Annotated in this window: 19 protein-coding genes; 11 read left to right on the top strand and 8 right to left on the bottom strand. The window is 67.4% G+C overall.

All coding sequences use genetic code 11. The annotated features are described in order from the left end of the window. Positions 1 to 94, top strand: a 94-nt coding sequence (locus AC5P65_RS18485) for an IS3 family transposase (RefSeq protein WP_134735953.1), incomplete at its 5' end; no start/stop codon positions are given. 116 nt (positions 95 to 210) lie between these two features. On the opposite strand, the gene AC5P65_RS18480 is transcribed toward AC5P65_RS18485, so the two are convergent. The 4 genes from AC5P65_RS18480 to AC5P65_RS18465 all read right to left on the bottom strand — a co-directional run bounded on the left by AC5P65_RS18480 (position 211) and on the right by AC5P65_RS18465 (position 6,015). Then, positions 211 to 2,508: a TonB-dependent receptor gene (locus tag AC5P65_RS18480; protein ID WP_111098058.1), complete on the bottom strand. Its 2,298-nt coding sequence runs from the start codon at positions 2,506 to 2,508 to the stop codon at positions 211 to 213. A 199-nt stretch (positions 2,509 to 2,707) separates the two neighbouring features. Next, entirely contained in the window at positions 2,708 to 3,448 is a 741-nt protein-coding gene (phbB, locus tag AC5P65_RS18475; protein ID WP_005419193.1) for an acetoacetyl-CoA reductase, read from the bottom strand. 24 nt (positions 3,449 to 3,472) lie between these two features. Next, positions 3,473 to 4,801, bottom strand: coding sequence for a CitMHS family transporter (locus AC5P65_RS18470; RefSeq protein ID WP_029550722.1), 1,329 nt, complete (start codon positions 4,799 to 4,801; stop codon positions 3,473 to 3,475). Between the two features lie 74 nt (positions 4,802 to 4,875). Next, positions 4,876 to 6,015 carry an OprO/OprP family phosphate-selective porin gene (locus AC5P65_RS18465; protein WP_111098059.1) on the bottom strand — a complete coding sequence of 380 codons (1,140 nt, stop codon included), beginning with the start codon at positions 6,013 to 6,015 and terminating at the stop codon, positions 4,876 to 4,878. A 232-nt stretch (positions 6,016 to 6,247) separates the two neighbouring features. On the opposite strand from AC5P65_RS18465, the gene AC5P65_RS18460 reads away from it, so the two are divergent. From AC5P65_RS18460 to AC5P65_RS18445, 4 genes are read left to right on the top strand one after another with little or no spacing between them, the layout of a single operon-like run. Next, positions 6,248 to 6,937, top strand: a complete 690-nt coding sequence (locus tag AC5P65_RS18460) for a response regulator transcription factor (protein ID WP_019662067.1) — start codon at positions 6,248 to 6,250, stop codon at positions 6,935 to 6,937. After that, a complete protein-coding gene (locus tag AC5P65_RS18455; RefSeq protein WP_031270791.1) occupies positions 6,930 to 8,321 on the top strand; it encodes a sensor histidine kinase in 1,392 nt (463 codons plus the stop codon). Before AC5P65_RS18460 ends, AC5P65_RS18455 begins: the two co-directional genes overlap by 8 nt. Then, positions 8,318 to 9,373 (top strand): ABC transporter substrate-binding protein, encoded by a 1,056-nt coding sequence (locus tag AC5P65_RS18450; RefSeq protein WP_111098060.1) that lies wholly within the window; start codon positions 8,318 to 8,320, stop codon positions 9,371 to 9,373. The genes AC5P65_RS18455 and AC5P65_RS18450 overlap by 4 nt, the downstream gene beginning before the upstream one ends. 28 nt (positions 9,374 to 9,401) lie before the next feature. Further along, complete coding sequence (locus tag AC5P65_RS18445) at positions 9,402 to 10,052, top strand: response regulator (RefSeq protein WP_111098066.1); 651 nt, start codon at positions 9,402 to 9,404, stop codon at positions 10,050 to 10,052. A 558-nt stretch (positions 10,053 to 10,610) separates the two neighbouring features. Here the strand turns inward: AC5P65_RS18445 and AC5P65_RS18440 are convergent. Next, positions 10,611 to 13,253 carry a hybrid sensor histidine kinase/response regulator gene (locus AC5P65_RS18440; protein ID WP_111098061.1) on the bottom strand — a complete coding sequence of 881 codons (2,643 nt, stop codon included), beginning with the start codon at positions 13,251 to 13,253 and terminating at the stop codon, positions 10,611 to 10,613. A 66-nt stretch (positions 13,254 to 13,319) separates the two neighbouring features. Beyond that, entirely contained in the window at positions 13,320 to 14,489 is a 1,170-nt protein-coding gene (locus AC5P65_RS18435) for an OprO/OprP family phosphate-selective porin (protein ID WP_111098062.1), read from the bottom strand. A gap of 328 nt (positions 14,490 to 14,817) precedes the next feature. On the opposite strand from AC5P65_RS18435, the gene AC5P65_RS18430 reads away from it, so the two are divergent. Together AC5P65_RS18430 and AC5P65_RS18425 are read left to right on the top strand one after the other, a co-directional pair. Next, on the top strand, positions 14,818 to 16,161 hold the full coding sequence (locus tag AC5P65_RS18430) for a dicarboxylate/amino acid:cation symporter (RefSeq protein WP_021204354.1): 1,344 nt from the start codon (positions 14,818 to 14,820) through the stop codon (positions 16,159 to 16,161). A 229-nt stretch (positions 16,162 to 16,390) separates the two neighbouring features. Continuing rightward, positions 16,391 to 18,682, top strand: a complete 2,292-nt coding sequence (locus AC5P65_RS18425) for an NADP-dependent malic enzyme (RefSeq protein ID WP_021204353.1) — start codon at positions 16,391 to 16,393, stop codon at positions 18,680 to 18,682. A 452-nt stretch (positions 18,683 to 19,134) separates the two neighbouring features. Here AC5P65_RS18425 and AC5P65_RS18420 read toward each other — a convergent pair whose 3' ends face one another. Together AC5P65_RS18420 and AC5P65_RS18415 are read right to left on the bottom strand one after the other, a co-directional pair. Next, a complete protein-coding gene (locus AC5P65_RS18420; protein WP_111098063.1) occupies positions 19,135 to 19,878 on the bottom strand; it encodes a basic secretory protein-like protein in 744 nt (247 codons plus the stop codon). Next, positions 19,875 to 23,219, bottom strand: coding sequence for a GH92 family glycosyl hydrolase (locus tag AC5P65_RS18415; RefSeq protein WP_111098064.1), 3,345 nt, complete (start codon positions 23,217 to 23,219; stop codon positions 19,875 to 19,877). The genes AC5P65_RS18420 and AC5P65_RS18415 overlap by 4 nt, the downstream gene beginning before the upstream one ends. 422 nt (positions 23,220 to 23,641) lie before the next feature. Between AC5P65_RS18415 and AC5P65_RS18410 the strand changes: the two genes are divergently transcribed. The 4 genes from AC5P65_RS18410 (at position 23,642) to AC5P65_RS18395 (ending at position 26,869) form a co-directional block, all read left to right on the top strand. Continuing rightward, the gene (locus tag AC5P65_RS18410) at positions 23,642 to 23,839 is read left to right on the top strand and encodes a zinc-finger domain-containing protein (RefSeq protein ID WP_005410967.1); all 198 of its coding nucleotides are present in this window, start codon (positions 23,642 to 23,644) and stop codon (positions 23,837 to 23,839) included. A gap of 15 nt (positions 23,840 to 23,854) precedes the next feature. Next, on the top strand, positions 23,855 to 24,970 hold the full coding sequence (locus AC5P65_RS18405) for a glycosyltransferase (protein ID WP_019662058.1): 1,116 nt from the start codon (positions 23,855 to 23,857) through the stop codon (positions 24,968 to 24,970). Then, on the top strand, positions 24,951 to 26,282 hold the full coding sequence (locus AC5P65_RS18400) for an O-antigen ligase family protein (protein ID WP_021204349.1): 1,332 nt from the start codon (positions 24,951 to 24,953) through the stop codon (positions 26,280 to 26,282). The genes AC5P65_RS18405 and AC5P65_RS18400 overlap by 20 nt, the downstream gene beginning before the upstream one ends. A gap of 137 nt (positions 26,283 to 26,419) precedes the next feature. Next, a complete protein-coding gene (locus tag AC5P65_RS18395; RefSeq protein ID WP_021204348.1) occupies positions 26,420 to 26,869 on the top strand; it encodes an REP-associated tyrosine transposase in 450 nt (149 codons plus the stop codon). Positions 26,870 to 26,914: the final 45 nt, after the last annotated feature.

The following is a 26,914-nucleotide window of genomic DNA, read 5'->3' as shown; positions in this document are numbered from 1 at the left end:
GTACTACAACCAGGAGCGCATCAAATTGAAATTGAAGGGCCTGAGCCCGGTACAGTACCGGGAGCAGGCCCAACAGGCCCAATCGGCCGCCTGACCCCTGTCCAAGTCTCGGGGGTCACTTCATGGATGGGTTTACGGCGTGTCCTGCGCCGGCCCATCCGGCCCTGCCCCGCGATGATAATCAAGACGCCGCGGAGCAACGCTTTCGACTTAGAACTCCGCCGCCACCGTCATGAACAGCTGCCGCGGCGCGCTCGCATGGATCGCATACCGCGTGCCCTTCGGATCGGTCGGCGCGAACGAACTCAGCTGGCCGGCATAGCGCTTGTTGGTCAGGTTGGTCGCGTTCAACGACACCCGAACGTTGCGCAGGCCCAGGCCCGGGCCGAAGTCGTAGCCTGCACCGGCGTCGAAGGTGGTCACGCCCGGCACCGACTGGTCGTTGGTGTAGGTGTAGTAGCGCTTGCCGGTGTACTTGGCACGCAGGCTGGCGAAGAAGCCATCGCGGTTCCAGCTGATCTCGCTGGAGGCCATGCGCTGCGGCGTATCCACCGTGATCTTGCCGGCCACCGGCACGATCGCGCCGCCCGAGGTGTAGTCATCCTCGTAGGTGGTCTTGTTCCAGGACAGCGCGTTGTACCACTGCAGGCCGTCGATCGGCTTGAGGATGAAGGTCAGTTCCGCGCCGTGGCTCTTCACCGAACCGACATTGATGAAGCGCGTTACGCACTCCGGACGCGTGCCGACTTCGATGCTGGAACACGGGTTCAGCGACAGCAGGCGGTTGTCGAACTTCACGTTGTAGGCCGCGATCGAGGCCTGGTACTTCTCGCCGAAGGTACGGAAGCCGGCTTCCAGGCTCTTGGACTTCTCCGGCTCCAGGCCGGCGCTGGCTGCGAACGATTCCGGCGACACCTGCAACGGGCCACCGCTGCCGCCACCGACGAAGGCGGCGATATTCTCGGCGTACGAGGCGAACAGTTCATTGTTGGCGTTGAGCTTGAAGCCCAGGCCCACCTGCGGCAGCACCGACTTCTTGGCGGTCAGCGTGCCCGAAGCGATGCTGGTTTCCACGCCCGGCTGGGCGGTGGCGCGCATGCGGGTGTTCGGGCTCTTGATGCCCACGTCCACGGTCAGGCGCTGGTCGAGGAAGCGCATGCGGTCCTGCACGTAGAACTGGCGCGTGCGGATGTCGAAGTCCTGGTTGAACAGCAGGCGGTCCGGGTTCTTCAGGTACAGGTCGTCCAGGAACGGGCCACTGATGTAGTAGAAGTTGCGCGACACGTTATGGTCGTTCTGCTCGTACCACAGGCCGGCTTCCAGTTCGTGGATGCCCACCGTCCACGACAATGCGGCGGTCAGGCCATCGCGGTTGATCGTGTAGTTGGTGCTGCGGATCGAGATCGGCAGCATCCTGTCGGTGCCCGGGTAGGATGGCTGGCCCGGTGCCCACCAGTGGCCCTGGCCACGGTTGTCGTGGTGGTAGGCCAGCAGCTTCAGGCGGCCCTGCTCGCCCAGGCGAAGGTCGGCATCGACCGAATAGAGGTTGTCGTCGCGCAATGCGCGGCTCTGGTAGTAGGCATCGTCGATGCTGTTGACGCCGCCGCTGAACTTGCAGCGTGCCTTGTTGTAGGTGCCCGGCGCGCAGTACGCAGCGGCCACGGCGCGATCCCAGTCCGGCGCGTAGATGTTCCAATCCCAGCCCAGGCCACGCGCCAGCATGTCCTTGGACAGGTAGGCGTAGTTGGCCTGGCTGGCGCGCGAGGTGGCCACGAACGCACCGAAGCGGTGGTCGCCGACATTCCACACTGCCTTGGCGTTGAACTGGCGGGTGGTCTGGTTCTGGTAGGGCGCGGCCCACATGTCCTGGTCCTGGTGCACGCCGGACACATAGGCCGAGAAGCCGTTGAGGTCGCCGGTGTCCACGCGCAGGTAGCCACGGCGCTGGTTGTTGTCGCCGACGGTGACGCTGGCGCGGCCACCGAATTCAGTGGACGGGTCCATCGAGAAATACTGGATGGTGCCGCCCAGGTTGCTGGTCGAAGCCACGCCCAGCGAACCGATGCCCTGCGACAGTTCGGCACCGGCCAGGTTCTCGGCAATGATCGCGCGGGCAATGCTCAGGCCGTTGTAGTTGCCGTAGCTGTTGTCACCCAGCGGGATGCCGTCCAGCGTGTAGCCGAGGCGGCTCTTGTCGAAGCCACGCAGGCTGATGGTCTGCGATTCCTCATTGGCACCGAAGGCATCGTTGGACTGCACCGACACGCCCGGCAGGCGGTCGAGGATCTTCTGGCCACTGGTACCCGGCGGCAGCACCTGCTTGTCGACGGTGGTGATGCGCTGCACCTGGCGGGTCTCGCCCTGGCCGATCACGGAGACGGTGTCCAGCGTCTGCGCGCTCAGCGCGGCATCGGTGCTGGCGCCGGTATCGGCGGCGGTGGCGGCATGGGCGCTGGCGGCGGCGGAGAACGCGATCGCCACGGCGATCGTCAGGTGTCGGGTCTGCATGGTGGTCCGTTGCATGGGGGGTGGTCACCGGCACGCGTGCGCGGTGCATGGCCACTATGCGAACGGAACATGAAACCTTCTTTACGAAAAACCAACGAACGACGCAGGCCCCGTGCGTGTCCTGCTACCCGATAGAAAAGGGGCCGGATCCCACTCGCGAACGAAGGTTCACCGGCCCCGCGCACTCCGTGGGGAGGGCTCACCCCATGTACAGGCCACCGTTGACCGGATAGTCGGCGCCGGTCACGTACGAGGCTTCATCCGAGGCCAGCCACGCGCACAGGCCGGCCACTTCTTCGGGGCGACCCAAGCGGCGCACCGGCACCGAGGCGGCCAGCCGGTCCAGCACATCCGGCGGGAAGCTGCTGATCGCCTGGCTGGCGATGTAGCCCGGCGACAGCGTGTTGACGGTGACCCCGCGCGACGCAACTTCGGCAGCCAGTGCACGGCTGAAGCCATGCATCGCGGCCTTGGCGGTGGCGTAGTTGACCTGGCCGATCTGGCCCTTGTGGGCGCTGACCGAGCCGATGTTGATGATGCGGCCCCAGCCGCGCGTGGCCATGCCATCGACCACCTGCTTGGTCAGGTTGAACAGCGCGTTGAGGTTGGAAGCGATCACCGCGTTCCAGTCCTCCACCGTCATCTGCCGGAACAGCAGGTCGCGGCTGCCGCCGGAGTTGTTGACCAGTACATCGACCTCACCGACTTCGGCGCGGACCTTGGCGAACGCCGCGCTGGTCGAGGCCCAGTCGGTCGCGTTGCCTTCGGAGGCGATGAAGTCGAAACCCTGTTCGCGCTGCTCGCGCAGCCAGTTGGCCTTGCGCGGCGAGTTCGGCGCGCAGCCGGCAACCACGGTGTGGCCGCTGCGGGCCAGGCTCTGGCAGATGGCAGTGCCGACACTGCCCATTCCACTGGTGACGTAAGCGATTCGAAGCGTCATTGCAGAAGGCTCCTTGGCAAAGGGTCAGGCGGCAAGGGGATACAGGCCGAACAGCAGGCTGCCGATCATCAGCAGCATCGAGATGGCGATGGCCCACTTCAGGGTGAACTTCTGGTGGTCGGCGAATTCGACCTTGGCCAGGCCCACCAGCAGGTAGGTGGACGGCACCAGCGGGCTGAGCAGGTGCACCGGCTGGCCGGCCAGCGAGGCGCGCGCCATTTCCACCGGGGTGATGCCGTAATTGCCGGCGGCCTCGGACAGGATTGGCAGCACGCCGAAGTAGAACGCGTCGTTGGACATGAAGAAGGTGAACGGCATCGACGCCACCGCCGTGATCACCGCCAGGTACGGGCCCCACGATTCCGGAATCACGGCCAGGAAGCTGTGCGACATCGCCTCCACCATGCCGGTGTTGTTGAGGATGCCGGTGAAAATGCCTGCGGCGAAGATCAGTGATACCACCGACAGCACGTTGCCGGCGTGGTTGACCACGCGGCGGCGCTGCTCGGCCAGGTTCGGATAGTTGATCACCAGGGCGATGGCGAAGCCGACCATGAACAGCACCGGCATCGGCAGCACGCCAATGATCAGCGCGGTCATCAGCGCCACGGTCAGTGCCAGGTTCACCCACAGCAGCTTCGGCCGCTTGATGTCTTCGGCATCTTCCACGGTCGGCAGCGCGTTGCTGTCGTCGGACACGCTGTTGTCCATCCAGCTGCCGCCCTTGGGCAGGGTCACAACACCCAGGCGACGGCGTTCCTTCAGGCCCAGGTACCAGGCCAGCAGCAGCACGCCGGCACAGGCGATCACCATCGACGGGATCAGCGGCACGAACACGTCGGCCGGGTCCACGTGCAGCGCGGTGGCCGCGCGTGCGGTCGGGCCGCCCCACGGGGTCAGGTTCATCACGCCGCCGGCAAGGATGGTCACGCAGGTCATGTTCAGCGCGTTCATGCCCAACCGCTGGTACAGCGGCAGCATCGCCGAGACGGTGATCATGTAGGTGGTCGAGCCATCGCCATCGAGCGAGATCAGCATCGCCAGCACCGCGGTGCCAAGCACGATCTTCATCGGGTCGCCCTTGACGAAGCGCAGGATCACCCGCACCAGCGGATCGAACAGGCCGGCGTCGATCATCACCCCGAAGTAGAGGATGGCGAACATCAGCATCACGCCGGTGGGTGCGATCTTCTTGATGCCCTCCAGCATCATCTCGTCGATGCCGGCACCGAAGCCACCGATCAGCGCGAACAGGATGGGGATGGTGATCAGGGCGACGAGCGGCGACAGGCGCTTGCTCATGATCAAGTACATGAACGTAATGACCATGCCAAAGCCGAGGATGCTCAGCATCATCTGCGGACTCCTTGCGAAAACAGGACGTGGGGAGTGGAAGGGGCCCGGGCGGAATGCCCGGAATGTCGGGCCTAGAAGTCGTACTGCAGGCGGCCGGTGACCGCGCGCGTGCGGTCCACCGTCACCCCGGCCAAGCGGTCGCGGTTGCGGCTTTCGATCACGTTGAGCATGAAGCGCAGGTTGTCGCGCAGGTACCAGTTGCCACCCAGCGTCCACGCCTCGGTGCTGCCGCGGCGCAGGTCCGGCGCACCATCGAGATGCTGCGCGCCCCACATCTGGTCGTAGCGCAGCGCCACTTCGAACGCGCCGGCCTTGTGGCGGATGTCCTTCACCCGCGCGAAGCGGCCGGTCTTGCGGTCGTAGGCGCGGCTTTCGCCGGTGACGAACCAGCTGACCATGCCGTAGGCGGCCATCACGTCGCCACGCTGCGCACCGTCATCGAAGGTGGCGCCACTGAACTCGCCCTGCCACGACAGCGGGCCGCGCACCTGGGCGTACTCCAGCGACCACTTGTTGACATCGGTATCGCGGCCGGCGGAGAAGTCCACCAGGGTCAGGCGGCTGTTGTCGGACAGGTGGCCGGCCGGGCGCGGACGGATCTTCAGGCCCGGAACGCCGTTCGCGCCCGGGTTGTCATAGGCCTCGCGGGCCAGCGACAGGCCCAGGTGCAGCACGTCGCCATCGGCGGGCGAGGGCGCCCAGGTGACACGGCCACCCGCAGCACGCCCCTTCACCTGCCAAGCGTCGATGCTTTCCAGGCTGTAGATGCTGGCGGCCCAGGTGAAGTCACCCGGATTGGCCTGCCACGACGCGCCCAGTCGGTACAGCGGCGCCAGCGTGGTGCCGGCATTGCCGCGCTCCAGGAAGCTGCCGTAGTTGGAGCTGGTGCGGTCATCCAGCGAGAAGTACTGCTTGAACTGGCCGACGGTCAGCTTGCCGGCCTTGCCGAAGCTGCGCGCCAGGTACACGTCCTTGGCCTCGACGCGGTCGCCGGAGAAATCGGCTTCCAGCTTGTAGTCGACCACGAAGAACTTGCCGGACACGTCAACCCACGCACGGCGGATTTCGGTGTCGTCCTTGTTCGGGGTGCCCCGGTTGTCATTATCGAAGGTGGCGAAGTCCAGGTGCAGGCGGCCACCCAGGGTGGCGGTGACCGGACGGTCGTCTTCGGCAGCGAAGGCCGGCGCCGACAGGACAGCCAGCGCCATCATGGCGGCAGGACGCCGCCAGGCAAACGTGAATTCCACAAACCCTCCCAGGTGCGCGCCAGGCGCGCGGCAATCGTGGGCACCGGACGGTGCGCGGCCGCAGTCTGGGTCGCCGTAGCTGTCATCGTCCTGTCAGCGGTTTGTGCGGTGCAGCGTAAATGGTCGCCAGGCATGGCCCGGCGGGCGGCCCCGGCGTCATGCGGTAGCATTCGCTTCCCCTCCCACCGTCGTGCCCATGCGCCTGCTGCTGGTCGAAGACAACCCGGATCTGGCCGATGCGATCATCCGTCGCATGCGTCGCAGTGGCCATGCCGTGGACTGGCAGGCCGACGGCCTGGCCGCTGCCAGCGTGCTGCGCTACCAGAGCTTCGACCTGGTGGTGCTGGATATCGGCCTGCCCAAGCTGGACGGCCTGCGCGTGCTGGCCGGCATGCGCGAGCGCGGTGACAGCACGCCGGTGCTGATGCTGACCGCGCGCGATGGCATCGAGGATCGCGTGCAGGCGCTGGATGTGGGCGCCGACGACTACCTGGGCAAGCCCTTTGACTTCCGCGAGTTCGAAGCACGCTGCCGCGTACTGCTGCGGCGCGCGCGTGGGCAGGCCAGCGAAGTGGTGCAGATTGGCGGCTTCCAGTTCGACAACGCTGCGCACCGGGTCAGCCTCGACGGGGAGCCGATCGAACTGCCCAATCGCGAGTACCGCCTGCTGGAGATCCTGGTCGGCCGTCTTGGTCAGGTGGTCGGCAAGGACGAGATCGGCAACGGCCTGTTCGGTTTCGATGACGAAGCGGGCCCGAATGCCATCGAGTTGTATGTTGGCCGCCTGAGAAAGAAGCTGGCGGGCGCACCGCTGCGCATCACCACGGTGCGCGGTGTCGGCTACCTGCTGGAAGCCAGCGATGGCAGCGCCGACGCCGATGGCTGACGCACGCGCTGCGAACGCCGCACCGGGTTCGCTGCGGCGCACGCTGCTGCTCTACCTCGGCGCGCTGCTGGCGGTATTCGCGGTGGCGCTGCTGTTCGCCGCGCGCGACTATGGCCAGCGTGCGGCAAACCGTTCCTACGATCACCTGCTGGTGTCTTCGGCGCTGTCCATCGCCGATTCGGTGGCGCTGGTCGACGGCCAGTGGCAGGTCGATCTTCCCTATGCGGCGCTGGACCTCCTGGCGATGGCCCCGGAAGACCGCGTGTTCTATCGGGTGGCCGACAGCCGCGGCAACCTGATCACAGGTTATGGCGATCTGCCGTCGCCGCCGCGCCGTCCGGGCACGCAGCCGCAACTGTTTGATGCGGCGTACAGCGGCGAGACCGTGCGCTTCGTGGTGGTCGGCCGCAGTTTCGCCGCGGCCTCGGCGCAGGGCGAGGTGCAGGTGCAGGTGGGCCAGACCCGGCGTGCGCGCGAAGCCGTCGCGCAGGACATGGTCAATCGCGCACTGCTGGCGATCGGCGTGCTGTCCGGCCTGCTGCTGGCGCTGGTGGCGTTTGGCGTGCACCGCGCGTTCCGCCCACTGGTGCGGGTGGAACGCGAGCTGTCGCGCCGCGAACCGTCCGACCTGAAGCCCCTCGACGCGCGCGTGCCGCGCGAGATGGACCAGATGGTGGCGGCGTTGAACCGCTTCATGGAACGCCTGTCCAGCAGCAACGAGACACTGCGCGCATTCATGGCCGAGGCCGCGCACCAGATGCGCACGCCGTTGGCTGCCCTGCGCGCGCAGGCACAGCTTGCGCTGGACGACGACGACCCCGAAGACATGCGGCGCAGCCTGCAGGCGATCGAGCGCAATGCCACCCACATGAGCCGGTTGCTGAACCAGCTGCTCAGCGATGCCAGCGTGATCCATCGTTCGCATCTGCAGCGCTTTGCAGCGGTGGACCTGGCCGAGACCGTGCACCAGGCCCTGCATGAAGCGCTGCCGCAGGCCGGTCCGGCGCCGCGCGTGCAGTTGGCGATGACCGCCGAACCGGCACTGGTGCACGGCGATGCGCTGCTGCTGCGCGAGGCGATCAAGAACCTGGTCGACAACGCACTGAAGTACGGCGGTGACGGCGACCTGCAGATTGCCCTTACCGTGGAAGGCGAGCAGGCCGTGCTGACCATCGCCGACCACGGCGCAGGCATCGCCCCGGCCGATGCCGAGCGCGTATTCGAGCGTTTCGCACGTGGCGAAGGCGCGCCCTCAGGTGGTGCCGGGCTGGGCCTGGCCATCGTCAAGCGCGTGGTCGACAGCCATGGCGGCCGCATTGACCTGAGCAACCGCCCGCAGGGCGGGCTGGTCGCCACCATCCGCCTGCCACGGAGCAGTCCATGATCCGCCTGTTCGCTGCTGCCGTTGCCTTGCTGCTGGCCCTGCCGGTACTGGCCGCGCCCGGCGACGTACGCCGTTTCCCGGCCCAGGCAAAGGCCACTGCGCAGCTGCGCATTCACGGCACCACCGACATCGAAGTGTTCGCGGTGGTGATCGCCGATTACCAGCGCCTGCATCCCGGCACCGAGGTGGTGTACGAGGACATCATCACCCAGGACCTGTACGCGCGTTACCTGCACGACCGCGCCGGACCGGCATCGCCGGACCTGCTGATCTCCAGCGGCATGGATCTGCAGACCAAGCTGGTCAACGATGGCCACGCGCTGCCACACCGTTCGGCGCAGACCGCCGCACTGCCGGCCTGGGCACAGTGGCGCAACGAGGCGTTCGGTATCAGCTACGAGCCGGTGGTGATGGTCTACAACACCCGCATGCTGCCGGCCGCGAAGGTGCCGCACACGCGTCGGCAGCTGCTGGACCGGCTGCGCGCCGAGGGAGCACCGCTGCGCGGCAGGGTCGGCACCTATGACATCGAGCGCAGCAGCGTCGGCTACCTGCTGTCTACCCAAGATGCGCAGCGTGGCAGCATCGCCGGTGCGTTGCTGGGCGCGCTGGGTGACAACGACGTGGTGCGCGAGGAGCGCACCGGCGTGCTGCTGGACAAGGTGGCCAGCGGACAGCTGTCGCTGGTCTACAACGTGCTCGGCTCCTACGCGCAGGCGCGCGTCGATGCGGGTGCCCCGCTCGGCATTGTGGAGCCCGAGGACTACACGCTGGTGGTGCTGCGTACCGCAGTGATCCCGCGTACCGGCCCACACCCGGAAGAAGCCCGGCGCTTCCTCGACTACCTGCTGTCGCCACGCGGCCAGCAGGTGCTGTCGCGCGAGGCACGGCTGATGCCGATCGTGACCGGCAACGCGCGCGGCGATGATGCGCCGGGCCGCAGCCGCCGCCCGATCCAGCTCGGCCCGGGCCTGCTGGTGTACCTGGACGCGCTCAAGCGTCGCCAGTTCCTCGATGCCTGGCGCAGCAGCGTCGAGCCGGCCGGGCGCTGAGGCGGCGACCTGCCCGTACAATGGCGGCATGAGCGAATACACCATCCTGATCGCCGATGACCACCCGCTGCTGCGTTCGGCGGTGGTGCAGTCGTTGCGGCAGAGCCTGCCGCTGGCGCAGGTGCGCGAAGTCGCCAGCGCCGAGGCATTGGCCGAAGCGCTGGATGCCCACCCGGATGTGGACCTGGTGCTGCTGGACCTGACCATGCCCGGCGCGCACGGTTTCTCCGCGCTGCTGCACGTGCGCGGCTCGCATCCGGACATTCCGGTGGTGATCCTCTCCTCCAACGACCATCCGCGGGTGATCCGTCGTGCCCAGCAGTTCGGCGCGGCGGGTTTCATTCCAAAGTCTGCTCCGGCCGAGACCATCGGCGAGGCGGTGCAGGCGGTGCTCGACGGCGGCCTGTGGTTCCCGGCGATGGCCGCCGAACGTTCCGAGGCAGACGCGTTGCTGGCCAGCCGCCTGGCCCAGCTGACCCCGCAGCAGTTCCGCGTGCTGCTGTGCCTGGCCGATGGCCTGCTGAACAAGCAGATCGCCTACGAGCTGGGTCTGGCCGAGAACACGGTGAAGGTGCACGTCACTGCGATCCTGAAGAAGCTCGAATGCCATAGCCGCACACAGGCCGCGGTACTGGTGAAGGCGCTGGAGCCTGAGGGCGACGCCGGCATCGGGTTGTAGTTTCCAGCCAACGGCGCAGCCCCTCGTGGGTGGACACGTAGAGCAGTTCATGGGTGAGGCCGGGCAGGTGGACTGCGCAGGGGCCGCTGCAAGTACGTCCATGTAAGCTCGGTCGCCGCATCCATGCGGCTCACGCCCCTGCGCAGCCCACCTGCCCGGCCACGGACACGTTCCGTGCGCGTCCACCCGCGGAAGAGAAAAGAAGATCAAAAGCAAAGACAGCCTGACAGGCTGCTTTTTGTAGAGCCGAGCCCACGCTCGGCTGCTTTCTGGACGGTCCGTGAAGCCGAGCATGGGCTCGGCTCTACACGAGCAAGCGCAGCGCGCGACCCGCTTTTGATCTTATTTTCTTCTTCGTGGGTGCAGGCCACCGAAATCTGTCGGAGGCCGGTCGGGTTGGGTGCGCGGGGGTGTCAGCCGCATGGATGCGGCTGCCAAGTCTCCAGGGACGGATTCACGGCGTCCCCCGCGCACCCAGCCCGACCGGCCCACCCACGGCTTTTGCTTTCCACGACCAACCAGACACCAACCACGAGGGGCTGCGCCGTTGGCTGGAAACTACCCGCGATGCCGGATCAGCAACTGACTCATCAGCGCCCGCAGCGCCGGCGGCTTCACCGGCTTGGCCATCATTCCCCAACCGCGTTCGGCAGCCATCTCACGCAATCCCGCATCGCGCTCGGCGGTGACCAGCACCACCGGCGGACGGGCCTGCCACAGCTCTGCCAATGTCTCGTACAGCACCGGGCCATGGTGGTCACCCATGCGCACATCCAGCAGCACCAGCTCTGGCACCGCGCCTGTTGCCGCCAGCTGCAGCGCCGCCTGCGGGCCGTCGGCCAGCGCCACCTCGCAGCCCCAGCGCTCCAGCAGCGCGCGGCTGGCGGCGCAGACGTGCGGATCGTCGTCGATCACCCACACCCGGCGACCGCGAAGCGGGTTGTCCGCGGCCGGTTCCTGCATCAGCACCGGCACAGGAGCAGTAGCGGGAATCGCGCTGGCTTCGCCGAACGGCACGCCCACCGCGAACACGCTGCCCTGGCCCAGCTGCGAGCGCAGGCGGATCGGGTGGCCGAGCAGCCGACCGATGCGGTCGACGATCGCCAGGCCAAGGCCGGCGCCGCGCTGCTGGCCGTCGTGCAGGCGGCGGAACTCCTCGAAGATCTCGCCCTGCAGCGCATCGGGAATGCCGGGGCCCTGGTCGTGAACTTCGATCCACAGCAGGCCTTCGCGGCGACGGCAGCCGAGCAGCACGCGGCCACGTTCGCTGTAGCGCAGTGCGTTGGACAGGAAGTTCTGCAGGATGCGGCGCAGCAGCGCTTCATCGCTGACCACCACCGCAGCGGTATCGACCCAGTCGACCACCAGCCCACGTGACTGCGCGGCGATGCCGAACTCGCGTGCCAGCGTCTGCAGCAAAGGCCCGAGCCGGAACGCCTGTACGCGCGTGGGCAGGCTGCCCGATTCCAGGCGCGCGATATCCAGCAGGCTGTTGAGGATCGCATCCTGCGCGGCCAATGCAGCATCGATGTGGTCGCTGGTCTGTTGCTGCGCCGGGTCACTCAGCTTGCCGCGCAGCACCGAGACGAACATGCGCGCCGCGTTGAGGGGCTGCAGCAGGTCGTGCACGGCCGAGGCAACGAAACGGGTCTTGTAGCGGTTGGCCTGCTCGGCTTCGCGGCGTGCTTCGTCCAGGTCGCGGGTGCGTTCGGCGATGCGGTGTTCCAGCGCATCGGCCAGGGAGCGCAGTTCGCGCGCGGCGTTCTTGTAGCTGGTGATGTCGGCATAGCTGGTGACGAAGCCGCCGTCAGGCAGCGGATTGCCACGGATCTCCAGCACCGTGCCGTCGTCCTTCTCGCTCTCGCGCATGTGCGGGCGGCCGCTGCGCAGGTGGTTCAGGCGACGCTCGATTGCTTCATCGACGGGGCCCGGACCGAGCAGGCCACGGCGTGCGTTGAAGCGGAACAGTTCCTCGATCGGCCGGCCCACGCGGACCAGGTCTGCCGGGAACCGGAACAGTTCCAGATAGCGCGAATTCCACGCGACCAGGCGCAGTTCGCGGTCGATCACCACCACGCCCTGCGGCAGGTGTTCGAGGCTGCGGCTGAGTCCGCTGTCGGCGTCGGTGGCCGCCTGCAGCAGGCCATCCTGTGCGGTGCGCAGTTCCTGTGCATGCTGCTTGAGCAGGGTTTCCAGTTCGCGGCGGCTGCGCAGGCGATGCTTGGCCAGGCGTCGGCGCTGCTGCACGAACAGCACCAGGAAGCCCAGCGCCAGCCACGCGGCACCGCCGGTGAGTGCGGCCGCGCGGCCGGCGGCGGTGGCGGCGCCGGCGTCGTGCAGCAGATGCAGGTTCCAGCCTTCGGCGGGCAGCGGCAGGCTTTGCCACAGCATCGGCTGCGGCAGTACGGGATCGAGCAGGCGCACCATGCGGCCACCATCGGCAAGCACGTCTTCAGTACGCGCGCGCAATGGCTGCAACGCGCGGTCGGCGTATTGGCGGGCGTCCAGCATTTCGCGGCGCTCATCGGCGCCCAGCGGGCGCAGCAGGCGGTAGCGCCAGCTGTCACGGTTGGCCAGGAACACCACGTCATGGTCGTCGCTGGCCAGCACCACGTCCGGGCTGCTCAACCATTCCTGTTCCAGCGCCGACAGCTCGACCTTGATCACCACCACGCCGAGCCGCTTGCCACCTTCCTCGATGGCCTGCGACAGGTAGTAGCCGGGTACGCCGGTGGTCATGCCGATGCCGTAGAAGCGGCCGCGGCCCTGCGCCAGTGCCTGCCGGTAGTAGGGGCGGTAGCTGTAGTTCTCGCCGACGTTGCTGGTCGGCTGGTCCCAGTTGCTGGCCGCCACTGCCACGCCGTCGTGGCCGACCAGGGTCAGGGTCGAGGCACGGGTGACTTCATTGGCGCGTTGCAGCTTGAGGTTCAGCCGCTGCTGTTCGGTGGGCGAGGGCGGCACACGCAGGGCGTGCAGCAGATCCGGATCCAGCGCCAGTACCTGCGGCAACGTGCCGAAGCGGTCGATGCGCTGCTGCAGGCCCTGGCCGTACAGCTGCAGCTGGCGTTGCACCTGGCTGCTTTCCTCGCCGAGGGCGCGCCGCCAGGCGTAGTGGCCGGCGGCGACCGCACACAGCACGGTGCCACCGACCATCACCAGGAGGGTCAGCAACAGCATCCGGTGGCGGCTGAGCCGGTACATGGCGGCAGTCTACGCAGGGCCGGCGGGCGTGACGTGCACGCCCGCCGGGGTCTGACGTGGAAGGGGTCAGAAGTGCATCTGCGCGCGCAGTTCGAAGATCTCCGGCGTGCTGTGCACACCGCGACGGCTGGCGTCGACCTTCACATAGTTGGCCTGGAACTTGAAGTGGCTGGTCAGGTACCAGTTCGCGCCCAGGGTCAGGTCGTGCTGGCGGCCACCAAGGATGCTGCCATCGTCGAGGTCCAAGCGGCTGTAACGGGCCACCAGTTCCACCGCGCCGTAGTCGTGCGCCGGCTTGATGTTGGCCACGGCACCTGCGTTGTACGGGCGCGACTCGCCGGTCAGCACCCAGCTGGCCATCGCGTACTGGCCGCTGCCGGTGTAGTCGGGCTTGCCGTCATGGCGGGTGACCGTGGCACGCAGGGCTTCGGCCTGCAGCGAGAACGGACCGCGGATCCAGATGCCTTCCAGGCCGGTGCGGCGGATCTGGTCGGCGGTGACCAGCGCGCCGGAATCGACATAGCGGATGTCGGTCAGGCCGGCTTCCGGGCGTGCACGCAAGCGCGCGCTGGCCTCGTGGTGCACGTCACGGCCATCGCTGTAGCCGCGCGGATTCTCCTGCGAATAGGCCAGGCCCAGGTGAATCACGTCACCCGGCGCCTTCACCGGGGTCCACACCGCACGCACGGCCTGGGTGGTGCCGGGGTTGTCACCCTGCAGGTCCTTGCCGCCATAGGCGCCGGCCTGCAGCAGGTACTGCGGGCGCTCCAGCACCCATTCCACGCCGGTGCGGCGGCCGGCGTAGAAGGCCTGCACGGGCAGCGCGGTTTCCAGGAAGCTGCCGGCGCGCGAAGAGGTGTTCGCGTCCAGGCCGACCGGGGTCTTCATGTAGCCGAAGCGGAAGCGGCCGATGTCGCGGCCGAAGAAGGCCTTGCTTTCAAAGCGCACGAACACGTCCAGCCAGGTATCGGACTGGAAGTCGTAGTAGACCATCGCGTCGTAAACGCCCTTCTTCTTCAGCGTCGCACCGAACTCCTTGCGACGCACCGCGTCGTCATCCTCCAGGCCACTGCCCGAGGAGAAATCGTTGTAGTCGTAGGCGATGTTGGCGGTAGCGGCCAGTTCGGTGCCGTCGCCGAAGGCGTACTTGGTCGGCCAGTTGTCGAAATCGGCGGCCGAGGCGAAGGCGGGAAGGGCGGCCAGCGACAGGGCCAGCAAGGTGGGATTCGGGCGCATGTTGGGTGCGGCTCTCTCGGATTGCGTGTGGACAGGACAACAACGGCCGCAGGGGCCGAAACTTTCGCAAGGACGCGCCCGGCCGTTCAGCCCGGGCCACCGGCCTTCCCGTGTCTGGGCGGTGTGGCGCCAGTGTAGGCACCTGCGCCACCTGAACCGGGGGGCTAGTACCAATAGGTTATCTGCGCCGACGTGCCCAGCGCGTACAAAGGCGTCCATTGGTCGCACCTCCTGCGCGTGCAGCACAGGGCGATCAGTTTCCACGGTAGCGGTTCCCGTGCAGTCCCGGGGCCGTACGTGCCTGAAAACGCCCCTTCCGGAGTCCGCCATGCACATCCCGACCGCAGCCCCGGCGCCTGCAAAGCCGTTGCCGATCTATCGCCAGCTGTACTTCCAGGTGATCGTGGCGATCGTCCTCGGCGCCATCCTCGGCCACTACGAACCGTTGGTGGGCGAAAAGATGAAGCCGCTGGGCGATGCCTTCATCAACCTGGTGAAGATGATCATCGCACCGGTGATCTTCCTGACCATCGTCACCGGCATCGCCGGCATGACCCACCTGCGCACGGTGGGCCGGGTGTTTGCCAAGGCGATGGCGTACTTCCTGTTCTTCTCCACGCTGGCGCTGATCGTCGGCATGATCGTGGCGCACGTGGTGCAGCCCGGCGCCGGCATGAACATCAACCCGGCCGAGCTGGACCAGACCGCGGTGCACAGCTACGTCGAAAAGTCGCATGACCTGACCCTGGTCGGCTTCCTGATGGACATCATCCCGAAGACGCTGGTGAGCGCCTTCGTCGATGGCAACATCCTGCAGGTGTTGTTCATCGCGGTGCTGTTCGGCATCGCGCTGGCCTCGGTGGGCGAGAAAGGCAGGCCGATCGTGAACTTCCTGGAGGCGCTGGTCGCCCCGGTGTTCAAGCTGGTGCACATCCTGATGAAGGCCGCCCCGATCGGTGCCTTCGGCGCGATCGCCTTCACCATCGGCAAGTATGGCGTCGGCTCACTGATCAACCTGGCCTGGCTGGTGGGCTCGTTCTACCTCACCGCCTTCCTGTTCGTGGCGGTGATCCTGGGCCTGGTCTGCCGACTGTGTGGCTTCTCGGTGTTCAAGCTGGCGCGCTACCTGAAGGCCGAGCTGCTGCTGGTGCTGGGCACCTCTTCGTCGGAGTCGGCGCTGCCGTCGCTGATGGAGAAGATGGAACGCGCCGGCTGCAGCAAGTCGGTGGTGGGCCTGGTGGTCCCGACCGGCTACTCGTTCAACCTGGACGGCACCAACATCTACATGACCCTGGCGGCACTGTTCATCGCCCAGGCCACCAACACCGAACTGACCCTGGGACACCAGATCGCCCTGCTGCTGGTCGCGATGCTCAGCTCCAAGGGCGCGGCCGGTGTCACCGGCGCCGGTTTCATCACCCTGGCCGCCACCCTGGCCGTGGTGCCGGAGGTGCCGGTGGCCGGCATGGCGCTGATCCTGGGCGTGGACCGCTTCATGAGCGAATGCCGCTCGCTGACCAATTTCATCGGCAATGCGGTGGCCACCGTGGTGGTCTCGCGCTGGGAAGGTGCGCTGGACCGCAACCGCCTGCAGCTGGCGCTGGACGGCCGCGAGAGCGAACTGCCGCCGCCGGTCGATGCGCTGCCCGAGGCGCTGCCGGCCAAGGGCTGATCCAGGTGTGTGGTACCGCGGGGCCGGCCACGACAGTGGTACGGCCCCGCGGCGTTTCAAGGCGTCCCATGACTGTCATGGGCAACGCCGATGCTGGTCTGGGGCCCCGCCGCATACGGCACGGAATTGTGCGGTCGCAGCATGGCTGCGACAGGATAGCGACAGGTCCAGACGCTCCAACGGGGGTATGATCCCCTGTCCCTTCTGCCCATTCATGTAACCCACATCGATGTCCAACGAAGATTTCAAACAGGCCGCCCTCGATTACCACCGGATGTCCCCCCCGGGAAAGATCAAGGTTTCCGCTACCAAGCCCATGCTGACGCAGCGCGACCTGTCGCTGGCGTATTCGCCGGGCGTGGCGTATGCCTGTGAAGCGATCAAGGCCGACCCGCAGCAGGCCAGCGAGCTGACCGCCCGCGGCAACCTGGTGGCGGTGATCTCCAACGGCACCGCGGTGCTGGGCCTGGGCAACATCGGCGCGCTGGCCGGCAAGCCGGTGATGGAAGGCAAGGGCGTGCTGTTCCAGAAGTTCGCCGGCATCGATGTGTTCGACATCGAAGTGGATGAAACCGACCCGGACAAGCTGGTCGACATCATCGCCTCGCTGGAGCCGACCTTCGGCGGCATCAACCTGGAAGACATCAAGGCGCCGGAGTGCTTCGTGGTCGAGCGCAAGCTGCGCGAGCGCATGAAGATCCCGGTGTTCCATGACGACCAGCACGGTACGGCGATCATCGTCGGCGCAGCGGTGCTCAACGCCATGGCGATCACCGGCAAGAAGATCGAGGACGTGAAGCTGGCGACCACGGGCATGGGCGCCGCCGGCATTTCCTGCGTGAACATGCTGGTGCAGCTGGGCCTGAAGCCGGAAAACATCCTGGCCTTCGACCGCGAGGGTGTGATCCACACCGGCCGTACCGACCTGGACCCGGAAAAGCAGCGCTATGCGCGCGATACCGACAAGCGCACCCTGGCCGAGATCGTCGACGGCGCGGACATCTTCCTGGGGCTGTCGGCACCGGGCATCCTGACCGCCGAGATGGTCAAGACCATGGCCCCGGATCCGGTGATCTTCGCGCTGGCCAACCCGACTCCGGAAATCATGCCGGAGGTGGCGCGCGCCGCCCGTCCGGACGCGATCATCGGCACCGGCCGCTCGGACTACCCGAACCAGGTCAACAACGTGCTGTGCTTCCCGTACCTGTTCCGTGGTGCGTTGGACGTGGGCGCGACTGCGATCAACGAGGAAATGAAGATCGCCTGCGTGCGTGCCATCGCCGCGCTGGCGCGCCGCGCGGCCACCGACATGGGCTCGGCCTATGGCGGCGAGACCCCGAGCTTCGGCCGTGAATACCTGATCCCGCGTCCGTTTGACCGCCGCCTGCTGGTGGAGCTGTCGGCGGCCGTGGCCCAGGCCGCGATGGACTCGGGCGTGGCTTCGCGCCCGATCGAGGACATGGGCGCCTACCGCGACAAGCTGGCCCAGTTCGTCTACCGCACCAGCCTGATGATGAAGCCGGTGTACGACCGCGCGCGCAGCGACAAGCAGCGCGTGGTGTACGCCGAGGGCGAAGAGGAAGTGGTGCTGCAGGCGGTGCAGAACGTGGTCGATGACGGCCTGGCGCATCCGATCCTGATCGGCCGCCCGGAAGTGATCGAGTCGCGCATCGAGCGCCTCGGCCTGCGCCTGAAGATCGGCGAGAACGTTGAAGTCACCAACATCAACGACGACCCGCGCTTCAACGAATACTGGCAGTACTACCACGGCCTGACCGGCCGCCGTGGCGTGACCGTGGCCGCGGCGAAGAACCTGATGCGTTCGCGCCCGACCCTGATCGCAGCGGTGATGGTGGCCCGTGGCGAAGCCGATGCGATGCTGACCGGCATCGTCGGCCGCTTCCACAAGAAGCTGGGCTACGTGCGCAGCGTGCTGCCGCTGGAGCCGAAGGTCACCTCGACCTCGGCGATGACCGGCGTGATCAACCAGCAGGGCGTGTTCTTCTTCGTCGATACCCACGTGCAGGAAGACCCGACCGCCGAGCAGCTGTGCGAAGCAACCCTGCAGGCGGCCTACCGCATGAAGCTGTTCGGCATCGAGCCGAAGGTGGCGCTGCTGTCGCACTCCAACTTCGGCAGCCACGATTCGAAGGATGCACTGAAGATGCGCCAGGTGCGCGAGCTGCTGCTCAAGCGCAACCCGCGCCTGAACGTGGATGGCGAAATGCAGGGCGACACCGCATGGGATGAAGCGCTGCGCCAGAAGCTGCTGCCGGGCTCGACCCTGCAGGGCCGAGCCAACCTGTTCGTGCTGCCGAACCTGGAAGCGGCCAACATCGCCTACAACCTGGTGCGCGTGTTCACCGACGGCGTGGCGATCGGTCCGATCCTGATGGGCGTGAACAAGCCGGTGCACATCCTGACCACCAGCGCGACCTCGCGCCGGATCCTGAACATGACCGCGATTGCGGCGGTCGATGCGCAGATCCGCAAGCAGATCGAAGCGGAAAAGAAGGCGTAAGCCTTCGTTCCGCTGCGATCTGCAGAAACGCGCCCTTCGGGGCGCGTTTCGTTTCCGCCCAGCGGAAACGGGTAGAGTCGACTGTTAGTCGACTGCCTTTCCTACAACCACCGAAAATCCCGCGCGATCGCGCGATAGTCGACTAACAGTCGACTCTACCGGTCCCGATGCCGGTCCCACCGCTGCCACACGCGCTACGCACCCCGGTCATTTCCCTGCAACGCCGCTGCGGCCCAATACGCCCACGCGGCCTGGCCGTGGGAAGGGACCGGACCGGCCTCCCCACCCTGGGCCCGACCAACTTTCCATGGACGAGGGTGTCATGCGCAATCGAGTGACGCGGCGGTACTTCCAGCAGTTGTTCGCGCTGTACGCCGGCTTCGTGCAGTCGCGCTGAGGCCGCGATGCGGTAGCGCCGGGCAATGCCCGGCGAACGTAAAGTGCGTTGGGGCTCAGCGCCGCTTGCCGCGGCGCGCTGGTGCCGGCGGCGGTGCATCCGAACGCGGCTTGGCATACTGCGTCCACAGCGCAGGCAGTGCCTTGCCGGTGTGCTTCTGCCACAGCACCGGTGCATAGCGGCCGTCGCGCAGGGCCTTGTCCAGTGCCAGCACCAGGCCCGGATGTTCGGCGTCGGCCCATTTCAGGAACGCACCGGTGACCCGGTAGCCGCTGTCGAAGTTCTGCCCCGTCTCGACCTTGCCCGGCAGTGCCCAGCCCGCAGCGGCATTGTCCATGCCGTAGCGGTCGCGTGCGTAGTCGGCGATGCCCTCCACCAGCCAACCCGGCACCCGTGCGTCGCCATAGCCCGGATAGCCCTGCACGATGTGCATGGCCTCATGGGTGACCAGGTCGATGTCGTTGGGGTGCTGCGCAAGCCAACCCGGGTTGATGGTGATCGTTGCGGCCTGGTCCTTGTCACCGACGAAGGCGATGCCGGTGTAGGCCGGGTCGATCACGATGCGCACCATCGCCGGCGCGGCCGGGTGGAAGTCCGCACGTTCGCGCAGGTAGGCGAAGAAGAACGTATCGATCACCCGCTTGCGCTGCGGCGCGGCCAGGGCGCCACGGGCGTCCTGGTAGTTCAGCGTCACGCCGTCGCGGGTCAGCTGCGTATCGAACGCCTGGGTCTGGCCGAAACTGGAGAAGGACAGGGCAACAAGGGCCAAGGGCAGAAAACGGAAGCGCATGCCGCTCATTGTACGGTGCCGGCCGCCAGCAGTTCGATCTCCGCCAGCGGCAGCCGTGCCGGTGCCGCCAGGCGCAGGCGGTATTCGCTGTAGCGACCGGGTTTTGCAATGCGGAATGGACGGGTCTGGCGGGCGGATTCGAAGTCTTCGCCGCTGCGCTGGTCGAGCACGGCCCAGCTGCCGCTGCCGTTGCGCGCCTCCAGTGTCCACTCACCGCCCTGGATACGGCTGTCACCGCTGGTCAGCGTGTACATCGTCGGGGTGCCCTCAGCCAGGCCGGCCAGCGCGATGGTTGCACCGCCGCCCAGGCCCACCGTCGTGCCGGCATCGTCATCGACCAGCGCGGGCAGGGCGCGGCCATCGGCCAACGTCGCCTTCGCGCCGCTGCCGAGCAGGTCGTGCAGCAGCTGCGGGCGCTGGCCGCGTGCGGTCAACGAGCGCGGCACATCATCCACGCCACTGCCCCAGCGCGAGGGACGGGGGCCCATCACGAAGTCGAGGGTCGCGCCCTTGGCGATCAGCTCGTGCGGCACCCAGGTCTTCGTCCACGGTTTGCCGTTGATCGTCAGCGACTGCACGTAGACGTTCTCACGCGAGTTGTTGGCCGCGTTCACGGTCAGCACGGCACCACCCTGCAGTTCCACGCGCGCATGTTCGAAGGCCGGCGAGCCGATCACGTACTCCGGTGCGCCCATGCGCAGCGGGTACAGGCCCAGCGATGCCAGCACGTACCACGCCGAGGTCTCGCCGTTGTCCTCGTCACCGGGATAGCCCTGGCCGATCTCACTGCCCACATACAGCCGCGACAGGATCTCGCGCACATGCTGCTGGGTCTTCCACGGCTGCCCGGCGTACAGGTACATCCACGGGATGTGGTGCGCCGGCTGGTTGCTGTGCGCGTACATGCCCATGCGCACGTCGCGCGCTTCGGTCATCTCGTGGATGGTGCCGCCATAGGAGCCGGCCAGTGCCGGGTCGGCGGTTTCCGGCGTGGCGAAGAAGGCATCCAGCTTCGCCGCCAGCTTGTCGCGGCCACCGTACAGCGCGGCCAGGCCTTCGCCATCGTGGGCGGCGGTGAAGGCGAAGGTCCAGCCATTGGATTCGGTGTAGTCGTGGCCCCATACGCGCGGGTCGTAATCCTTGGCGTCCACGCGCCAGCGGCCATCGGCCTTGCGGCCCTGGAAGAAGCCGGCGGCCGGGTCGAACATGGTCGCGTAGCTGGCGGCGCGATAGCGGAAGTACTCGGCCTCGGTGCTGTAGCGCTCGCGTGCAGCCGGCGTGGTGGCGCGCTTGGCCAGTGCATCGGCCATGTTGGCGATGCCGAAGTCATTGAGCGCGCCTTCCATCGTCCATGACATGCCTTCGTGCACGTCCGCGCTGGCGTAGCCACGGAAGGTCGAACGGTCCATGCCCTTGCGGCCGACATGACGGTCGGGCGGGACCACGGTCGCGTTCTTCAGCGCGGCGGCGTAGGCCTCGGCCGGATCGAAGCCGCCGATGCCCTTCAGCCAGGCATCGGCGAAGGCCACGTCCGAGCTGGTGCCGACCATCAGGTCGGCGTAGCCCGGCGACGACCAGCGCGCGATCCAGCCGCCGGCGCGGTACTGCTCGATGAAGCCTTGCACCAGCTGGCCGGCATCGTCGGGCGTAAACAGCGCATAGGCCGGCCAGGTGGTGCGGAAGGTATCCCAGAAGCCGTTGTTGACGAAGACCTTGCCGTCGCGCACGGCCGCATAGCTGCGGGTCGCGCTGCCATCGGTGTTGTCATCGCTGGCGCTGGCCTGGTTGGCGTAGCGCCAGTCGGGTAGGGCCGCGCTGCCCACGTTTTCATGGCCGGAGTTGGGGTACAGGTACAGCCGGTACAGGCTGGAGTACAGCGTGGTCTTCTGGTCGTCGCTGGCGTTGCCGATGTCGAAACGGGCCAGGCGCGCGTCCCATGCATCCTGCGCACGGCTGGCCACGCTCTCCAGCGTATCGGCAGCGCTGATTTCCAGTGCCAGATTGTGCCGCGCCTGCTCGACCGAGATCAGCGAGGTGGCGATGCGCATCGTCACCCGCCGGTCGCTGCCGGCGTCGAACTTGATGTAGCCGGTCGGGCGGCCGGTGTCGAGGCGGCCGCTGCTGCGCCACGGCTTGTCGAAGCTGGCCACCACGTACATGCGGCTGGCTCCGTTGGACAGGCCGCTGCGCGTATCGGTGTAGCCGGACAGCGTCTGCGTGGCGGCGTCCAGGGTCAGGCCACCGCGCGCATCGACATTGTCGAACAGCAGGTTGGCGTCGCCGCCCTCGGGGAAGTCGAATCGGAACAGTGCGGCATGATCGGTCGGCGCGATGGCGGCAGCGATGCCATTGTCAAAGCGCACGTCGTAACGGTACGGGCGGGCGCTTTCGTGGCGGCGGTCGAACGACAGCGCGCGTTTGCGGCGGTCGGCGTCCGGCGCGCCACGGCTGGCCGAAGGCATCACCTGGAAGGTCTGGCGGTCGCCCATCCACGGGCTGGGCTGGTGGCTCAGTGCCAGCGCCTGCAGCTGCGGGCGGTTCTGCGCATCGTTCTGTTCGTTCCAGCGGTACAGCCAGTTCAGTGCGCCGGCATCGGTCACCGGGGTCCAGAAGTTGAACCCGTGCGGCACCGCCGTGGCCGGGAGGTTGTTGCCGCGCGAGAACGTTCCGTTGGCCTGGGTGCCGCGTGTGGTCAGCACCCAGTCCGAGACGCGCTGCGGCTGCTGGCGCGGCTGCGCATCCAGGCATACGTCGTCGATCCAGCCGGAGACCGGCGCACCTTCGGCACTGGCCACCTCCAGCTCGATCGCCACCACGCGGCGGCCTTTCAGCGCGGGCACGTCGCCCAGCCGCACCGCCTTGCGCGCCCACTGCTGTGGGTACAGCGTCTTCGACTCGCCCTGCGCATGGGCGCCAAGGGCCACGCCATGCTGGTCGCGTGCCGTGCCAGCCGAAACGCGGCTGCCATCGTCCAGCAGCAGGTCCAGCGATACATAGGTCGAGGCGACGGTGTCCTTGCCGACGATTTCCGGCAGCACCAGCCACGACAGCGTGGTATCGGCCTCGATGGGCAGGTCGGCCTTGAACAGTTCGCGCCGCGCGCTGCCGCCTTGGCTGCTGTAGCGCAGCGCATGCAGGCCGCTGTAGCCGGCGTCGCGCTTGGCGGCGTAGGGCGCGGCCGGTCCATTGCCGATCGTGACCTGAAGCGCACTGGTGGCCTGCGCCGGGACAGGCTCGCCCGGTTCGAACGAGGTGTGCAGCCCCTGCGCCAGCGCCGGCATCGCAGTGGTCACGCAGGCCAGGGCCAGAGCGAGCGGAAGCAGGGCGCGGCGTGGATCAGACAGGGTCATGCAAGGGTCTCCCGAGAGGCAGGCGGCAGGCAGAACCCGCATCGGCGGACACCACGGACAGCATCGCTCCGCCCGCCGGGAGGGCAGTGGAAGAGGCGATGCCGGTCCGGTGGGGGCGGGCCATGCGATCGGGTCGGATTGGGGTGGGCCGATTCACGGCCTGGCCCGATCCTGCAACAGCGGCAGCAGCCTGACAAGTGCCATTTAGTTCGATCCAAATGCGGCAAATTTCGCAGTCGGCGGGTTTCCAGCGTGAACCCGCTGGATCGATTGAAGGATTTCCGCCAGTGCGAGGCCTTGGATCTGCCGCGCAACCGCGCAAGGAGACGCCCTGCGGCGGGCAAAGACCTGTTGTTGCGCAATGTCGGGGCGGCCCGGATGCTAGAATCACAGGCCTCGCAACCCGTTCATCGACATCCGCCATGAGCCATACCGCCACTGCGCCCGCCAACGCCGAGAAGCGCTACACCGTGCACCGCAGCGATCTGCCGCTGAGCTGCCCGACCCCGGAAATGGCGCTGTGGAACTCGCATCCGCGCGTATACCTGCCGATCGAGGACGAGCCCAATGGCGAAGCGCAGTGCCCGTACTGCGGTTCCGTGTTCGTGCTGGCCGACTAAACGGCGGCCTTTTCGATGCGCCGATTGACCGTGGTGCAGTTGCTGCCGGCGCTGCACTCCGGCGGTGTCGAGCGCTCGACCCTGGAAATCGCTGCGGCCCTGGTCGCTGCCGGCCATCGTGCGCTGGTGGTCTCCGCCGGTGGCCGCCTGGTGCAGCCCCTGCTCGATAGCGGTGCCGAGCACCTCACCCTCGACATCGGCCGCAAATCGCTGCTGACGCTGCGCCACCTGCCGACCCTGCGCCGCCTGTTCGCTGAAGTCGGCGCGGACATCGTGCACGCCCGTTCGCGGCTGCCGGCATGGCTGGGCCTGTACGCGATCCGTGCCATGCCCGCCGCCCAGCGCCCGCACTGGGTAACCACCGTGCACGGGTTGAATTCGCCCAGTCGCTACAGCGCGGTGATGACCAGCGGTGAACGCGTGATCTGCGTGTCCAACACCGTGCGCGACTACGTGCAGCGGCACTATCCGACGGTACCCGAAGCGAAGCTGCAGGTGATTCCGCGCGGCGTCGATGTCACACAGTTTCCGCGTGTGGCCCGCGCCGACCGCCGGCCACGACTGGCGCTGGCAGCCGACTACCCGTGGCTGGCGCAGGTTGGGGGCCCGCTGCTGCTGCTGCCGGGGCGGGGCACCCGGCTGAAGGGACATGCCCATGCGCTGCAATTGCTCGCCGATGTACGTGCAGCTGGTGTGCCGGCACAGCTGTGGATGCTGGGCACCGATGAACCGGGCCGCGAAGCCTACGTGGCCGACCTGCGCCGGCAGGCCACTGCCTTGGGCGTGACCGACGCCGTGCAGATCAGCACGCCGACCGCGCGCATCGCCCAGGCCTATGCAGCCAGCGATCTGGTGCTGCAGCTGTCGGACAAACCGGAAGCGTTTGGCCGCACCGTGGTCGAGGCGCTGTCGGTCGGCCGTCCGGTGCTGGGCTGGGATCATGGTGGCGTCGGCGAACTGCTTCGGCAGCTGCAGCCCGCTGGCGCGGTGCCGCTGGGCGATGCACGCGCGTTGGGTGAACGTGCGCTGGCCCTGCTGGCGCAGCCGCCGTTCTTGCCGACCCGCATCCCGTTTACGCTGCAGGCCATGCAGCGCGATACCCTCCGCCTCTATGCCGACCTCGCTGGCTGACTCCGCCGTCACCGTGCGCGACGACCGCGCCGGGCGCTGGGCGCCGTGGTGGGTGCTGACGTACGTAGCACTGTGGCCATTGCCGGGCATCGCGGAGACCGTGCTGGGCCTTGGCGCGGTCTACGCCGCCGCGCGCATGGTCATGCGCCGCCTGCAGCGCCGCCCGCATCTGTTGAGCACGGCAGCGTGGGCGCTGACCTCCATCCTGTTCCTCGGCTATTGGCTGCCGCAGGCGTTCTCGGCGTTTGATGCAATCGATCCGGCAGCGTCGTGGACGAAGGCGGCTGCCGGCCTGCGCTACCTGCCCTTCATGTGGCTGGTGGCGATCGCGGTGGCCACGCCGGAACGCAGGCGGCTGACCTTCGGTGGCCTGGCGCTGATCACCGGCGCATGGACGCTGGATGCGCTGGTGCAGGCGCTGGCCGGAACCAGCCCGTGGTTCTGGTCGCTTGAGCAGCTGAAGCTTGCGGTGAGTGGTCACGCGTTGTGCCCGGCCACTGAGGCAGCCGTGGTCGATCGCCTCAGTGGGGCACTCGGGCCGTGCAACCTGAAGTTCGGCCAGGTCCTGGCCAGTCTCTCACCGTTCCTGTTGTTGCCGCTGGCGCGTCGCTTTGGCAATCCGGGTTGGGTACTGGCCGCGGCGGCGCTGGGCTGCGTGCTGCTGCTGGCCGGCTCGCGCGCGTCGTGGATCACCTTCGCGCTGGTGCTGGCCTACAGCGGCGTGCGCCAGTTCGGTGTGAAGCGGATGCTGCTGCTGGCGCTGCTCGGCGTGCTGGGCGCCGGCGTGCTCACCGCAGGCGTGCCGCAGCTGCGCGAACGCCTTGCGCGTACCGCGATGGCGTGGGATGGAAGCGAACGCGGTGTCGACGAGGCACTGTCGGGGCGCGCGCGTATCTGGGAAGCCGCCGTCTGCATGATCGAAGAACACCCGTTCAACGGCGTCGGCGCACGCGGTTTCCGCGATGCCTATCCCGCCTGCGTGGCCGAAGAGGGGCTGGCGGTATGGGGGGATGCTCCCGCCCTGCACGCGCATCAGATCGTGCTGGAAATCCTGGCAGAAACCGGGGTGATCGGCCTGCTGCTGTGGCTGGCAGCCGTGGCCCAGGCCTGGCGGGCCTGGCGCTATGCACCGACGGCCGCGCGTGACCGGGCCCGCCCTGCGATGCTGGCGCTGGCGGTCACCGTGTTCCCGCTCAACACGCATCTGGCGTTCTATTCCGCGTTCTGGGGCGGCCTGACCGTGCTGCTGGCAGCCCTGTTCGCCGGCAGCCTGCTGGCCCGCGACGCAGATGATTCCCCGCCGGTGAAGTGACCGCGCATCCGCGCATGGTAGGGATCAACCATGGAGTCGATCAGTAGATCCACGCCATGCGTGGATGAGGCTTTCCCGACCTGAACACGGTGACATCTCCACTATCGGTGCCCCGGCAGTTCGCGCACGCTGGAGGCATGGCCAGCCCCAGACTTCGCTACGGTCGGTATTCCCGAACCGGCAACGTGTACTCATTGACCACGGCAACCCTTGGCCGTGAACCGTTATTCGCCGATGCGGCGAACATGGCGATCCTAATCGACACCCTGCGCTTCGTCGAGCGTAGGGGCTTCAGCCACAGTCTCGCCTGGGTGGTGATGCCTGACCATCTGCACTGGTTGATGGAACTGCGCAGTGGAACCCTGGCCGAGTGCATGGCCCTGCTCAAATCACGCAGCAGCCGACTGCTGAACCGGCGATTGGAGCGACGAGGGGCGCTGTGGCAGCACGGTTACCACGATCATGCCGTACGCAGCGATGAATCCCTTCATGAGAAGGCGATGTACATCCTGGCCAATCCGGTCCGTGCGGGCCTGGCCGGCACGTTGGGTGAGTACCCGCACGCATGGTGCCGTTGGCCGTTGTAGGTGCCGGCACCCGGATTAGAGCATCCACGCATGGCGTGGATCTAC

The sequence above is a fragment of the Stenotrophomonas sp. YJH_SMC_48-3 genome, from assembly GCF_059369375.1.
This window is presented reverse-complemented; position numbering and strand designations above follow the sequence as displayed.

What these genes read in the sequence shown, in the direction of transcription:
- AC5P65_RS18410 (WP_005410967.1), top strand. Translation starts at nt 23,642, where the DNA reads ATGAGCCATACCGCCACTGCGCCCGCCAACGCCGAGAAGCGCTACACC.
- AC5P65_RS18395 (WP_021204348.1), top strand. Translation starts at nt 26,420, where the DNA reads ATGGCCAGCCCCAGACTTCGCTACGGTCGGTATTCCCGAACCGGCAAC.
- AC5P65_RS18430 (WP_021204354.1), top strand. Translation starts at nt 14,818, where the DNA reads ATGCACATCCCGACCGCAGCCCCGGCGCCTGCAAAGCCGTTGCCGATC.
- AC5P65_RS18460 (WP_019662067.1), top strand. Translation starts at nt 6,248, where the DNA reads ATGCGCCTGCTGCTGGTCGAAGACAACCCGGATCTGGCCGATGCGATC.
- AC5P65_RS18445 (WP_111098066.1), top strand. Translation starts at nt 9,402, where the DNA reads ATGAGCGAATACACCATCCTGATCGCCGATGACCACCCGCTGCTGCGT.
- AC5P65_RS18400 (WP_021204349.1), top strand. Translation starts at nt 24,951, where the DNA reads ATGCCGACCTCGCTGGCTGACTCCGCCGTCACCGTGCGCGACGACCGC.
- AC5P65_RS18440 (WP_111098061.1), bottom strand. Translation starts at nt 13,253, where the DNA reads ATGTACCGGCTCAGCCGCCACCGGATGCTGTTGCTGACCCTCCTGGTG.
- AC5P65_RS18480 (WP_111098058.1), bottom strand. Translation starts at nt 2,508, where the DNA reads ATGCAGACCCGACACCTGACGATCGCCGTGGCGATCGCGTTCTCCGCC.
- phbB (WP_005419193.1), bottom strand. Translation starts at nt 3,448, where the DNA reads ATGACGCTTCGAATCGCTTACGTCACCAGTGGAATGGGCAGTGTCGGC.
- AC5P65_RS18435 (WP_111098062.1), bottom strand. Translation starts at nt 14,489, where the DNA reads ATGCGCCCGAATCCCACCTTGCTGGCCCTGTCGCTGGCCGCCCTTCCC.
- AC5P65_RS18450 (WP_111098060.1), top strand. Translation starts at nt 8,318, where the DNA reads ATGATCCGCCTGTTCGCTGCTGCCGTTGCCTTGCTGCTGGCCCTGCCG.
- AC5P65_RS18465 (WP_111098059.1), bottom strand. Translation starts at nt 6,015, where the DNA reads ATGATGGCGCTGGCTGTCCTGTCGGCGCCGGCCTTCGCTGCCGAAGAC.
- AC5P65_RS18455 (WP_031270791.1), top strand. Translation starts at nt 6,930, where the DNA reads ATGGCTGACGCACGCGCTGCGAACGCCGCACCGGGTTCGCTGCGGCGC.
- AC5P65_RS18405 (WP_019662058.1), top strand. Translation starts at nt 23,855, where the DNA reads ATGCGCCGATTGACCGTGGTGCAGTTGCTGCCGGCGCTGCACTCCGGC.
- AC5P65_RS18425 (WP_021204353.1), top strand. Translation starts at nt 16,391, where the DNA reads ATGTCCAACGAAGATTTCAAACAGGCCGCCCTCGATTACCACCGGATG.
- AC5P65_RS18420 (WP_111098063.1), bottom strand. Translation starts at nt 19,878, where the DNA reads ATGAGCGGCATGCGCTTCCGTTTTCTGCCCTTGGCCCTTGTTGCCCTG.
- AC5P65_RS18415 (WP_111098064.1), bottom strand. Translation starts at nt 23,219, where the DNA reads ATGACCCTGTCTGATCCACGCCGCGCCCTGCTTCCGCTCGCTCTGGCC.
- AC5P65_RS18470 (WP_029550722.1), bottom strand. Translation starts at nt 4,801, where the DNA reads ATGCTGAGCATCCTCGGCTTTGGCATGGTCATTACGTTCATGTACTTG.